The 13,026-nt window shown below is 41.6% G+C and carries 13 protein-coding genes; 11 read left to right on the top strand and 2 right to left on the bottom strand.

All coding sequences use genetic code 11. The annotated features are described in order from the left end of the window. Nucleotides 1-202: 202 nt before the first annotated feature. The 5 genes from UFO1_RS14470 (at nt 203) to UFO1_RS14450 (ending at nt 7,468) form a co-directional block, all read left to right on the top strand. Entirely contained in the window at nt 203-1,543 is a 1,341-nt protein-coding gene (locus UFO1_RS14470) for a UDP-glucose/GDP-mannose dehydrogenase family protein (RefSeq protein WP_038671902.1), read from the top strand. A gap of 30 nt (nt 1,544-1,573) precedes the next feature. Next, on the top strand, nt 1,574-2,515 hold the full coding sequence (locus UFO1_RS14465) for a UDP-glucuronic acid decarboxylase family protein (protein ID WP_236639206.1): 942 nt from the start codon (nt 1,574-1,576) through the stop codon (nt 2,513-2,515). Then, on the top strand, nt 2,512-3,435 hold the full coding sequence (locus UFO1_RS14460) for a hypothetical protein (protein ID WP_038671900.1): 924 nt from the start codon (nt 2,512-2,514) through the stop codon (nt 3,433-3,435). Before UFO1_RS14465 ends, UFO1_RS14460 begins: the two co-directional genes overlap by 4 nt. 136 nt (nt 3,436-3,571) lie before the next feature. Next, nucleotides 3,572-6,811, top strand: a complete 3,240-nt coding sequence (locus UFO1_RS14455; RefSeq protein WP_236639205.1) for a glycosyltransferase — start codon at nt 3,572-3,574, stop codon at nt 6,809-6,811. A 132-nt stretch (nt 6,812-6,943) separates the two neighbouring features. Then, nucleotides 6,944-7,468, top strand: coding sequence for a hypothetical protein (locus tag UFO1_RS14450; protein ID WP_038671898.1), 525 nt, complete (start codon nt 6,944-6,946; stop codon nt 7,466-7,468). Nucleotides 7,469-7,656: 188 nt separating this feature from the next. Here UFO1_RS14450 and UFO1_RS14445 read toward each other — a convergent pair whose 3' ends face one another. Together UFO1_RS14445 and UFO1_RS25585 are read right to left on the bottom strand one after the other, a co-directional pair. Continuing rightward, nucleotides 7,657-8,253 carry a hypothetical protein gene (locus tag UFO1_RS14445; RefSeq protein WP_236639204.1) on the bottom strand — a complete coding sequence of 199 codons (597 nt, stop codon included), beginning with the start codon at nt 8,251-8,253 and terminating at the stop codon, nt 7,657-7,659. A gap of 734 nt (nt 8,254-8,987) precedes the next feature. Continuing rightward, nucleotides 8,988-9,179 (bottom strand): hypothetical protein, encoded by a 192-nt coding sequence (locus tag UFO1_RS25585; protein WP_201771023.1) that lies wholly within the window; start codon nt 9,177-9,179, stop codon nt 8,988-8,990. 22 nt (nt 9,180-9,201) lie between these two features. On the opposite strand from UFO1_RS25585, the gene UFO1_RS25580 reads away from it, so the two are divergent. The 6 genes from UFO1_RS25580 to UFO1_RS14420 all read left to right on the top strand — a co-directional run bounded on the left by UFO1_RS25580 (nt 9,202) and on the right by UFO1_RS14420 (nt 13,021). After that, nucleotides 9,202-9,582: a CAP domain-containing protein gene (locus UFO1_RS25580; protein WP_071842024.1), complete on the top strand. Its 381-nt coding sequence runs from the start codon at nt 9,202-9,204 to the stop codon at nt 9,580-9,582. A gap of 367 nt (nt 9,583-9,949) precedes the next feature. Beyond that, nucleotides 9,950-10,090, top strand: coding sequence for a hypothetical protein (locus UFO1_RS25275; RefSeq protein WP_158442832.1), 141 nt, complete (start codon nt 9,950-9,952; stop codon nt 10,088-10,090). 167 nt (nt 10,091-10,257) lie between these two features. Then, nucleotides 10,258-10,878, top strand: coding sequence for a nicotinate-nucleotide adenylyltransferase (gene nadD, locus UFO1_RS14435; protein ID WP_038671893.1), 621 nt, complete (start codon nt 10,258-10,260; stop codon nt 10,876-10,878). A gap of 125 nt (nt 10,879-11,003) precedes the next feature. Beyond that, nucleotides 11,004-11,255, top strand: coding sequence for an RNA-binding protein (locus UFO1_RS14430; RefSeq protein ID WP_038671890.1), 252 nt, complete (start codon nt 11,004-11,006; stop codon nt 11,253-11,255). A gap of 141 nt (nt 11,256-11,396) precedes the next feature. After that, entirely contained in the window at nt 11,397-11,963 is a 567-nt protein-coding gene (yqeK, locus tag UFO1_RS14425) for a bis(5'-nucleosyl)-tetraphosphatase (symmetrical) YqeK (protein ID WP_038671888.1), read from the top strand. Between the two features lie 77 nt (nt 11,964-12,040). After that, nucleotides 12,041-13,021 (top strand): LCP family protein, encoded by a 981-nt coding sequence (locus UFO1_RS14420; protein ID WP_038671886.1) that lies wholly within the window; start codon nt 12,041-12,043, stop codon nt 13,019-13,021. Nucleotides 13,022-13,026: the final 5 nt, after the last annotated feature.

Below are 13,026 nucleotides of genomic sequence, written 5' to 3'. Positions count from 1 at the left end.
AAGGTTACTTAAGAAGGGAACCTGATCTTAGATCAGCATACGCTGTGGAAAAAAAGTGAAATCGCTATCTAGCTCAGCTAGGTAGCGATTTTTGTTAGAAAGTATATAACAATGGTACCCTTCATGAGGATTTTGAATAAGATAGACTGCATTAAAAATAACATTTAGATTGTATTACTGTCGTCGATAAGGGGGTGTAGTAATGAAGATTTGCATGGTTGGGGCGGGATATGTTGGTTTGGTAACAGGGGTATGTTTTGCCAATATGGGGAATGAGGTTTGGTGTGTTGATGTAGATGAAGTAAAGATAAATAACCTGAAAGCTGCAATATTACCGATATATGAGCCAGGGCTGCGGGAGTTGGTAGAAAGTAATCTAAAGGAGGGGCGCTTGCATTTTTCCACGGATATAACACAGGGAATTGAAGATGCGCTGTTTTGCTTTATTGCTGTGGGCACGCCGCCTCTTGAGGATGGTTCGGCGAATCTCTCACATATTTTTGCTGCTGCCCGTACGATAGGGCAACACATGAATCAATATTTGATTGTAGTAACAAAGTCGACTGTTCCGGTAGGAACGACAGAAAAGGTCAGAGATATTATCAGACAGGAATTAAACGTGCGCGGCAGGGATGATGTAGGATTTGATGTGGTTTCCAATCCGGAGTTTCTTAAAGAAGGGGCAGCAGTGGAAGATTTCATGCGGCCAGATCGTGTGGTTATCGGGACAGAAAATAAAGGAACTGCCGAACTCATGAAACAGCTCTATAAGCCTTTTGTCCGTAATCAAAATCCTATTCTGATTATGGATACGAAGTCCGCTGAAATTGCTAAGTATGCTGCTAATGCTATGCTCGCAACCCGTATCAGCTTTATGAATGAAATTGCTCAGCTTTGCGATACCGTTGGCGGAGATATTGTAAATATACGTATGGCAATGGCTACTGATCAACGAATTGGTAAGCAATTTCTCTATGCCGGTGCAGGCTACGGCGGATCCTGCTTTCCTAAGGATGTAATGGAGTTAATTCATACAGGAAACAAAAATGGACTTGATATGGCTATAGCAACTGCGGTGCATACGGTGAATGAGCGTCAAAAACATTATCTTGTTGACATGATCAAAAAGCGGTTTGGCGAGAATCTTAGCGGAATAAGATTTGCTGTATGGGGGTTAGCATTTAAGCCGCAAACTGACGATATGCGTGAGGCTCCTTCTATAATAATCCTACAGTCCTTGATCAAGATGGGAGCAAAAATTGTCGCCTTTGACCCACAGGCGATGGAGCAAGCGCAGCGGGTATTTGAGAATTATGCTGATAGCATCCAATATGTGGATACTATGATGGATGCCGTCAATGCCGTAGATGCTTTAGTATTAATTACGGATTGGCAGCAATTTCGTCAGCCGGATTTTAGTGATATGAAGAAGCGTATGCGTCAGCTAGTTGTTTTTGACGGTCGGAATCAATATGAATTTGATGAAATGAAACTATATGGGTTTGAATACTATTGTATAGGGAGAAACTGTTGGAAAATATGATTAGCAGGTTGTTTGGGAGGGGGGGGGCAAGTGTCTGTGAAACGTATTTTGGTTACTGGTGGTGCCGGATTTATCGGCTCACACTTATGTAAAAAATTGCTTAAACAGGGGCATGAGGTGGTTTGTTTAGATAATTATTTTACTGGATCAAAGGCAAATGTGGTGGGATTGTTAAGTTATCCCGGATTTGAAATAGTAAGGCAGGATACGACGTACCCCATGCATTTTGAGGTGGATGAAATATATAATCTAGCTTGTCCGGCTAGTCCGGTGCATTATCAGCACAACCCGATAAAGACCATAAAGACCAGTGTGCTGGGAGCCATAAACGTTCTTGATTTAGCCTGCTATTTAGGAGCAAAGGTACTGCATGCTTCTACCTCAGAGGTGTATGGTGATCCGTGCATTCATCCGCAAACCGAAGATTATTGGGGCAATGTAAATCCTATCGGTAGCCGGAGTTGTTACGACGAAGGAAAACGCTGCGCGGAGACGGTATTTTTTGATACCTATCGGCAGTCGGGTTTGGACATTAAGGTGATCCGTATATTCAATACCTATGGGCCTAATATGCACCCAAATGATGGTCGCGTGGTGAGTAACTTTATCGTTCAGGCGCTGCGTGGTGAAGATATTACCATTTATGGTGATGGCAAGCAGACTAGGTCGTTTTGTTATGTGGATGACCTTATTGATGCTATGGTAACCATGATGAATACCGAACAAGGTTTTATCGGGCCAGTGAACCTAGGCAATTCGGCAGAATTTACAATATTGGAACTTGCGGAAAAAGTACTGAGCTTGTCGTGTTCAAGATCTAAATTGGTTTTTCGTCCACTTCCTCAAGATGACCCAAAGCAGCGCCGACCGGATATAACATTGGCAAAACTTAAGTTGGGATGGGAGCCCCTGGTGGATTTAGAAGAGGGATTAAAATATACGATTGATTATTTCAGGAGGATACTAGCATGAGCGAGTTCCACTTAACGACTCCGGTGGTGTTATTTGTTTTTAATCGTCCCCATACAACTGAACAGGTGTTTAAAGAAATTCGAAATGCTAAGCCGCCTAAGCTTTTGATTGTTGCTGACGGCCCACGTGAAGACCAGTCGGGGGAAGCTGAAAAGTGTGCTGCTGTTCGGGCTATTGTTGAGCAAGTGGATTGGGATTGTCAGGTTTTAAACAACTATTCGGATACCAATCTAGGCTGCAGGAAGCGGGTAGCAAGCGGATTGGATTGGGTGTTTAATATGGTGGATGAAGCCATTATTCTAGAAGATGACTGTCTGCCGGATACAACTTTTTTTCGTTTTTGTCAGGAACTATTGGAACGGTATCGTACCGATGAACGCGTCATGACGATTTCAGGAAATAATTTTCAATTTGGTAGACGACGAACGGAATACAGCTATTATTTCTCAAGGTATGCTCATCTTTGGGGGTGGGCAACGTGGCGGCGGGCATGGAAATTTTATGATGTTGACATGAAATTGTGGCCTGACATTCAGGACGGCTCTTGGCTTTTTGATATTTTGGGTACTAGACGGGTAGAAATTCAAGAAGGACAGTACCAAGTTGACGTTATGAGGAGCATAGGGACCGTTCAGTATTGGCATAACATTTTCGAATATACCTACAAAGGTTGGATTGACACATGGGATTACCAATTAGTCTTTACTAGTTGGCTACAAAATGGGCTGCATATTCTCCCCAACACCAATCTGGTGTCTAATATTGGATTTGGTCCGGAAGCGACGCACACGAAAGTAATGACCCAATGTGCTAATGTACCAATAACGGTTATGGAATATCCTTTAAATCATCCACCATTTATTATTCGTGATAGTTGGGCGGATGATTACTCGCAGGCAACTCACTTCGGATATAAGTGAGCCTTGGATCTGGAAGGGGTTATGCCCCTACCGACCTTAGAGCGAACTTAGTTCGAACTTTTACAGCCTGTTATCCCCGAGCTTCATGTGCGGGGATAACAGGCTGTTGACGAAGATAATGGTAAGGGAGATGATCATGTTGCGTATAATACACGTGAATCTTTTTGATGCTAAAGGCGGAGCCGCTAGAATTGCCTGGCAGATTATGAATTCTATGACGGCTCAGGGACATGATGTCCATGTTTTCGCCTATCACAACACTACAAATGATCCGCGAGTCATACCAATAGCTGTCCCGCAGACCAGGTGGCAAAAAGGATTATTGCAGCAACAAGCCCAGCAGGGGCTATTTGATTTATACTCTGCAGCTCTATTGGACGTGATTGGGCATCCTTTATTTGAGCAGGCTGATATTGTTCACCTGCACTGTATCAATGGAGGATATTTCTCCTTTTTGTTATTACCTTTTTTAGCGGCGAAGCCTTTAGTTTGGACACTGCATGATCCGCTGGCTTTTACGGCAGGCTGTTATAATACAGAAGACTGCAATGGGTGGCAAAATGACTGGTGTACAGCATGTCCGCTGGATTCTCAGGTTTTTGGTCAGCGACCGCAGCGCGAATTAATTCAGCTTATTAAAGGCTCGATTTACAAAATAGCCAAATTCACGGCGGTATGTCCGTCTGCCTGGCTGGAAAAGCAGGCTAAAAACAGTATACTGCGGGACCATAACGTTAGGACAATTCACAATGGTATTGATATAGATACTTTTCGACCTGGAAATCGTCTAGAGCTCCGAGAAAAATTAAGGTTGCCTGCTGAGAAAAAAATTATTATGTTCGCAGCTCATGGCGGTTTTAATGATCAGAGAAAAGGCGGAAGGTTTTTGATCGAGGCCTTGAAAAAAATCCAGTGCCCAGATGCACTTCTCCTCAATATCGGTACTGCTGACAATTCGGTTCTTGAGGAACTGCCCATACCGCATATTGATATTCCATTTATTGACGATCAGCGGCTCATGGCCGATTATTATGGTGCAGCTGACTTATATGTATCTCCGGCATTGGCCGAAGTTTTTGGGCTTACTGTTTGTGAAGCACAGTCGTGCGGTATACCTGTTGTAGCCTTTGCTACGGGAGGGATTCCGGAAATTGTTGTTCATGAGCAAACTGGTTATTTGGTCGATCGAGGTAATAGTGATGGTCTAGCATCTGGAATTTCAACCTTTTTAAATGATTCTGATAAAAGGCGACTTGCTGGAGAAGCAGCACGCAGAAGAATGGTTGAACAGTTTAGTGTAACGCGGATGGTAGACGACTATGCCAGATTGTATCAAGAAATATTGAGTGCGAAAACCTGGTCTATCGCTTCATGCTTCCCGGTTCTGCAGAAAGAAAATATGCTGCAGTTTATTGAAAAAGCCAAAACGACTGGAGGATGGGGCAATGTTTGGCAAGAGTTTAGGAACTTATATAGCAGATATGGGAGTTATCCAGCTAGCCAACGGGCAGTATTTACCGACCAATTCTATTGCTGTTGTCTCAGTATGGCTGATGTGGTTGCTGAAAGTTGGATTTTATGGGAAATCATCGAACAGTGGGTTACATACCGGAAAATGACGATGCAATGCGGTGCATTGCCGCAAGAAGAAATGCAAGAGCTTTTGCGTTTTAGTCGACAGCTACGGGAACAATTGGTTCACTATTTCACCCAAACACCTCTTGATGAACTGGTGAAAGTCGGGAAGAGGGAAGAACGCTTGTTAATAACGGTGTGGTGGCAGCTGTTCTTTAATTCATTTTTGCCGCTAAATTCTAGTGTTGGTACACAGGTTAATAATGATAGCCTTGGGAATTTTAATTCCATTGCTACGGATTCGATATCACGGTATATAAGGATAATGCTGGAAAGTATGTATCATCCTTATGCTGCAGAGACTTACGATATTCATGCCACTGAATTGTGGAATGAATCAAAGGTTCCGCTTTACCCTAAAGCCATCCTTAGTTTGTGGATGCTACATGTTCCATACTACAATATTGAAGAAGGGCACCGCCAGCAGCTCTTAAGGTATGCTCCAGAATTATGCAGGATATCCATGCCATCAGAGTTTTTTATTTCCATTGTCAATAAATTGGTGGATGGTTTTTGGCGTGTTTCCTATGTTGGTGGTAACAACCTGTCAGCACTTACTGCCTTAGGGAACTTTATTTCGTTACATATGGCGCGGTTTAGTCTACAAAATGTGGAACCTAGTTTTCAGCACCGTATGCATCGAAAGGAAGGTAAACTGCGTGTTGGCTATATCTCAAGATTCTTTCGCAATCAGGCAGTTAGTTACTACATGGTCAACCGGGTCATCCATCATGATAAAGACAATTTCGAGATAACTATTTTTTCATTGGGAGATCACTGTGATGCAATGACAGAAATTTTTAAAGAGTATAGTGATAAATTCCTGCAATATACGAATCTAGCGGACGTTACCGGTATTGCCAAAGGAATTATGGACTCTAAATTGGATGTTTTGATTTATACTGACATCGGTATGGATCCTGCCACTTATCTTCTAGCCGGCATGCAACTTGCTCCTGTACAATGTGCCATGGTAGGGCATGGCACTACAACCGGTTTGCCGACGATACAATACTATATCAGCGGTGATTTTGAACCTGAAAATGCTGAGTCTCATTATCGGGAGAAGCTCATAAAATTGCCGAATTTGGGCGCCGCGCAATACCCGCCTCCGTTTAAACAGGATAAGATCTCTACTCGTAACGATTGGAAGATACCGGATGATGCAATTGTTTTTGTTTCTTGCGCAAATGGCATTAAGCATGGTCCGCAAAGAGATTCTCTGTTGGTAGATATACTAAAAAAGGCACCGAATGCCTGTATCTTGCTTAAACCATGCTATTCCAGTAATCTAGATAGTCGAATATCCGAACGAATTATCAAAGCAGTTGAAAAAGCAGGAGTGGGTAATCGACTGTTTATAGTGCCGCCGCTTAATGATGTTTCCGCTTTGCTCTCTATTGCTGATATTCAACTTGATACCTATCCCTACGGTGGATGGACTACTAATATGGAAGCGTTATATATGGGATTGCCGATTATCACGCAGGAGGGCGATATGGCTCGTAGCCGTTGGGGGGCGCATATGCTCAGGGCTCTGGGAATACAGGAGGGCATTGCAGCCAATGAGACCGAGTATGTTGACTGGGCAGTGCGGTTTGCTCTGGATAGTGAGCTGCGTAATAGAGTAAAGAGCCAAATAAAAGAGCGGGCTATTATTTTGTTTGACGGTGCGGCGGCACAACCGGAGTATGAAAAAGTTCTGCTTACGATTTATCAGGAATATGAAAATAAGGTATAAATATCGCACTCGTTCAGCACGAAAATCAATCTACGGCATATACTATAGCACCTAAAGATTGTGATAGCTTTTATAACATTATAATGAATCAATGGACGGTCTAACCTTGTATAAAAAAGGAGGTTGAAATTTATGACAGAAAAAAAAGACCTGAGCGAAGAATATCTTGCCTGTCAGAATGACGAGCAAAAAGTGTATGTGTTAAACGATGCAGAGGCTGTAGATCAACTTATCCGGAATCTTTCGCCCGGAGGAAAGGGAGGCCTTAGTCAGCAGCGATTATTGCGTAAATTGGATTCAGGCAGGGATGACCAGCAGCAAGATGAGATGCTGCTAGAAATGAATACCCGTCTCCAGGCTTTAATAGGCAATACTGCTGGTGAACAACTGTTAAGTGAGGAAAACTTGGCATTTGAAAACGGGGAACAAAAAGTATATATTTTACCTGATATGACTGCTGTAGAGCAATTGCGCAGAGGAGTGGCTAGTAAATCAGCAGAAGCTAGTAAGAGTCGAATGTGGGAACGAGCAACTCCGGTAGCTGACAATGGGCAGGCTGCTGTGACAGGATTGACGACCCGTCTCCAGATTGTGGAGGCGAAGCTACAGCGGCTAGAGGGGCTTATTAATTCATCAGGCATACCCAAATCCGAATGACCGTAGTTAGCGTATCTGGTTGTGCAAGAGAAGAGAAGCCGTAGTCATTGTTATGTAAATCGGAAAAACATATATTTTTCTGATTTATAAGAAAAGCCTTAGTCGTTCTTACTTGGAATCAAGAAAGTATAGCACTTTCTGGTTCCGCAAAAAAGAGCAGACCAGATTGGTCTGCTCTTCTCCTCTCTTTAGAATGGACATGGGAAACTAGCGCACGAATTGATGGGTTGTAGCTCCTGGCTAATGGTGAAGGAAACAAAACCATTTATCGCTACATCGTTAGGGCTTAAATCGAAAGGCCGCAGACCGACTACCCATAGATTTTCGTGTTTCCACAATTTTTCGATAACTTTACCAGCAATATTGATTTGAGTTCCAGTTGCATTCGTAGTTGCATTTAACTGAATTACGGTGCAGGAACCATCAATGATTTCCAGAGCTTCTTGGAATTGTACAGCATTGAGTGGACCAGTGGTGCAATCAGGGAAAGGTATGAAACTGGTGCCAGGGAAGACTAACGTAATGGTTGTGACAAATGGAACTGGAACACCGGCAGTGGTAGTGCAGACGATCAAAAGCCCTATTCGTACAGTAATTGTTGTACAATTGTCAGTAATACTTTCATCCGCACAAATAACGAAAACATCGCAATGGTCATTTGCCGTAAGTGTTGGTAATTGTACGCCACCTAACCGGCATGGGTTAACGCCAGGAAAGGCAATACAAGCTGTTGCGTTTGCGCTACTAATAAAGCGTACTTCTTCGACACAAATGTCATGGCACACGCATTCAGGTGTGGGATTGACTGGGATAAGATCGGTTCCGAAGGCGGGACCGCAGACGGCAAAAGTGTTCAGACAATCATTACAGGGCTCGTTTTCCTCTTGTCTGGTGAGACTACAAAAATCTGGAATTTCGAAATATTTACTGTCTATCATTATAAAGCCTCCTCTAAATTTTTGCTATTTTATCTCAAGGTAATCCATTATGGTTATTAGCATCCCTCCCTGGTAAGTGCAATTATTATTTCGATGTTGGTGGCGATTAGAACGTTATGTTCTTAGTACATAGTATGTTTTTGGCTAAAAAATGTGCTTTTCTATCCAAAAATTTTGTCAGAACTATAGAGCAACATTGGACTTGTCTATGGCATAGTGGGTTATAAGGTGTAACATTGTTGGGGAATTTAGTAATCTATATAATTTTTATCCGATTTCTAACTCTTACCATTGGGGTGATATAGTTTACATAATAAAGAATAACTGATGATTTAGGACGTTACTATGTATTTTATCGGGGTGATGGCGGAATATCAGAGATGCAAAATATATTAAGAAGTATTACAATGGCAGTGCCGGAAGGTATATTCGTACTAGTAAAAGGAGGAATACATTATTAAAAATTTACGTGGTTTAGTTCTAACAGGTTTAACTACAGCAGTCCTGACAGCGTGTTCCTTACCCGCATTTGCCGCTACCCCTGTCGTAACCTATACTATAAATGGGGTACAAGGTACTACTTATGGCACAAGCGTTGCCAGCAATTCTCCGACACAATTTACGTGGGTAATTAATAAGCAACCGATACCGGTTCCGACTCCAAGTCCAGCACCGACCCCGAAACCTACACCGACGCCGACTCCAAGTCCAGCACCGACTCCGAAACCTACACCGGCACCAACTCCTGTCCCAACTCCCGCTCCGACGAGCAATCCAACTAGTTTACCGGCAGGATTGACCGCCGAAGAGCAACAAATGATAACTCTTGTTAATCAAGAGCGTGTGAAAAACGGGGTCAAACCTTTACAAGTAGACATGCAATTAGTTAAAGTTGGTAGAATGAAGAGCCAGGATATGATTGACAATCACTATTTTAGTCACATATCGGCAAAATATGGCTCTCCTTTTGACTTAATGAAAGCGCAAGGAATTACTTTTAATACGGCTGGTGAAAACATCGCCGGAAATTGGACAGTAGGAGCTGCCCATACTGCATTAATGAATTCTCCAGGGCACCGTAGTAATATTCTAAGCCCGAATTACACAAAAATTGGTATTGGTATTATCAAGGGTGGACCGTACGGTCTAATGATCAGCCAAGAATTTATTGGCTAAAACTAGTTTAGTTAACCAAGATGTAATTTTTTAGGCAGCCAGAGATGGCTGCCTTTTTTTGCGGAATCAGAAAGTATAACACTTCCTTGATTCCAAGTAAGAACGACTAAGGCTTCTGCCTGCGTCTGAGGACTTGGCCTAAGCCAAGTCTTTTCTTATGTATCCTATACATCACTGTTCTTTTACAAATATCCAATTGCTTGTTTAATCAGAAAGCTATACAATTGTATTGTAAAGGATGCTTCATAACACAATTTGGAGGTGCCCGGTATGCAGGTCAGTGCTAGTTCCTATTGATGCCTTGCGGTATGAATAAAATATAGGTATTTTGTGGTAAAATATCTTTACCCTAATTGTGAGGAGAAAAATGATGGGATACTTTAATTCTTTAGTGAATTATTTAAAGACTGACAAAGGTAAGCATGATTGTTTGGATTATATTAGAGCTATTATGATTATGGCTGCAGTTATGGTTGGTATTCGAATCTTGGTTAATACATTTCTGTAACTATACTGTGGGTTTTAATTGGTAATCAAAAGTTATATTCATCGCTGATTATATGTGAGGGCAAGATGGTTCGGTACAAGCTAAGTTATAGGAAAATAGTGTACTCTTGTCCTTTTTTTGTATGATATAATGAGACAAGAATCTTTATATCACAGGGAGAAATAGTAATGGCAGACACGAAACGTAAGATAGGTATAATGGGTGGTACCTTTGACCCTATTCATACGGGGCACTTGGTTATAGCGGAAGCTGTACGTGTTGAATATGATCTTGAGAGGGTTTTATTTATTCCTGCAGCTAATCCACCTCACAAACAACATTTTCAAGTGGAAACGGCACTACATCGCTATATGATGGCTGTAATGGCCACTTACTCCAATCCTCACTTTTTTGTATCGCCCATCGAGCTAGAAAGACCAGGGCTTTCTTATACCATTGATACGGTATTGGAATTAATCGAACAATATGGAAATAACACAGAGTTTTATTTTATTACCGGCTCTGATGCAGTTCAGGAGTTATCAACGTGGAAAGACGTGGATCGGCTTTTGGAGGTATGTCATTTTATTGCAGCTACCCGTCCAGGGTGTAGTTATACATTAGAAGATATTATTAAGCATTTTGGCGTGAAGGGTTGTCAGCGTATTCACTCATTAGAGACGCCAGAGCTAGAGATATCTTCGACTGATATACGTGAACGAGTACGTCAAGGGAGATCTATTAAATATATCGTCCCTGAAAGCGTAGAAAACTATATTATAAAAGAAAATTTATATAAAAGACTTTAGCCAGGTAAGTAGTGGAGACTATCCTTCCTTTTGGCAAATAAAGTTAGGCATAAATACTAGCCATTCGTACCATAATGTTAGTAGAAAGATCTTTATAAATTAGCAAAAGAAAGGTGAATTTCCAAATGTCAAAAACACTCTATGTGGGCAACCTGCCCTGGTCAACGAATGATAGCGATTTAGCAGATGCTTTTCGAGAACATGGTAATGTAGTCTCCAGTCGTATAATTACAGATAAAGAAACAGGTCGCTCTAGAGGATTTGGATTTGTAGAAGTAGATGACAATGATGCTGAAAAAATGGTTTCTATGATGAATGGTAGTGAATTTGGAGGAAGACAACTGGTAGTCAATGAGGCCAGACCACGAGAACAATAAGTAACAAATAAGCCTTCTGATGAAGGCTTTTATTTTTTGTTAGCAGGAAAATGATATAATTTGACGAATTTTACTATATTACATATAATTAGGTGTTTGGGGAAAGAATGGTTCTAAATATAAAAATACTGTGGTGAAAAAATGGATTATGAACAGATGATAGCCCAATTATCAAAAATCTTAACGCCCAAAAGATTGCGGCACTCAATTGGTGTAAGCGAAACAGCGGAAGAATTAGCAGGAATCTTTGGCTGTGACAGAGGCAAGGCTAGGGTAGCAGGTCTTTTGCATGATGTAGCGCGGGAGATACCAGTGGATGAACTCTTGTCAAGAGCTGAGGCCTTTGGTATAGTAATGAGTGATATAGAAAGAGCGGAGCCAATTCTGCTGCATGCTTCTATTGCCGCGAAGTTAGCTCAGTCTAATTTTTGTATTGATGATGCTGAAATTTTTCAAGCGATTCGTTTGCATACGATTGGCGGACTTCACATGTCTTTGTTAGATAAAATTATTTATGTGGCAGATGCGATTGAGCCAGGTCGTCAGTTTGGAGAGTTGGAAGAACTTAGAGCGATAGCTCGCATTGATTTGGACAAGGCATTACTAATGACATTGGATCAAAGCATACAGTATATTTTGGAACGAGGCGGACTACTGCATCCAGCTACAATTGAAGCACGGAATGAACTACTGACAAAGAAGACTTAATATAGATTGAGTTTCCTGAAAATGTTACGCACTATTTAGAAATTCTTTAGGTTATGCTCTAGAGAGGAGGAAAACGCATGTCAGAGCTGCGTCCTCAGCGTCGCAAAATACGTTGGAAAAGATTGTACTTGCTATTGTTTATATTAGTATCCTTTTTGGCATCTTTATCTTGGGCCGCAGTATATGCTTACCAAAGATTTTCTTCTGTACCCGTTGCCAGTAACCATGTTGAAACCAGTAAGAAGCCAGAGGCCACTGGTAAATACATCAATATATTGCTAATGGGTGTTGACGAAGGTGATAATGAGTACCCCGATGCGCCACAACGATCCGATACTATGATTTTAGCTAGTGTGAATCAGGAAAATGGAGCTGTAAGTTTATTATCCATTCCCCGGGATACTCGAGTTACGATTCCTGGACATAAGGGGGCAGAAAAAATTACCCATGCCTTTTTCTATGGTGGTTCCTCCTTGGCCATTACTACGGTTGAGCAACTATTGCAAGTTCCCGTCCATTATTACGTGGTCATTGATTGGCAGGCCTTTATAAAAGTGGTTGATATACTAGGTGGGGTTGATCTTTATGTGGAAACTGATATGAATTATGAAGATCCTTATGCCAATTTAGCAATTCATCTTAAAAAAGGGTACCAACATTTAGATGGTAATAAGGCGGGACAGTACGTTCGATTTCGCAGTGATGAATTAGGTGATATTGGTCGCGTACAGCGCCAACAGCGTTTTTTAAAAGCTATGATGGAAAGGACAATGCGCGCAAGTACAATTTTAAAAGTACCTTCCTTACTACATACTATGGGGCAATATGTAACAACAGATCTAACTACCTTTAAAATGATAAAGCTGGCAAACGTTCTTAAGTCATATAAGACTGGTGATTTGCATGCGGACATGCTGCCAGGAAATTTCGCTACAATTGATGGGATCAGTTTCTGGAGTCATAATCAAGAGCAGACAAAACAATTGGTAGACCGTATGTTTGTTAATGAGGATGCTAAAATGAGTGGAATATTTTCTACTTCAGTAAATCCCAATTAAAAAAT

The sequence above is a fragment of the Pelosinus sp. UFO1 genome (assembly GCF_000725345.1).
Lineage (GTDB): Bacteria > Bacillota > Negativicutes > DSM-13327 > DSM-13327 > Pelosinus.
The sequence above is the reverse complement of the archived record's forward strand: the minus strand, read 5'-3'. Positions and strand labels throughout refer to the sequence as shown.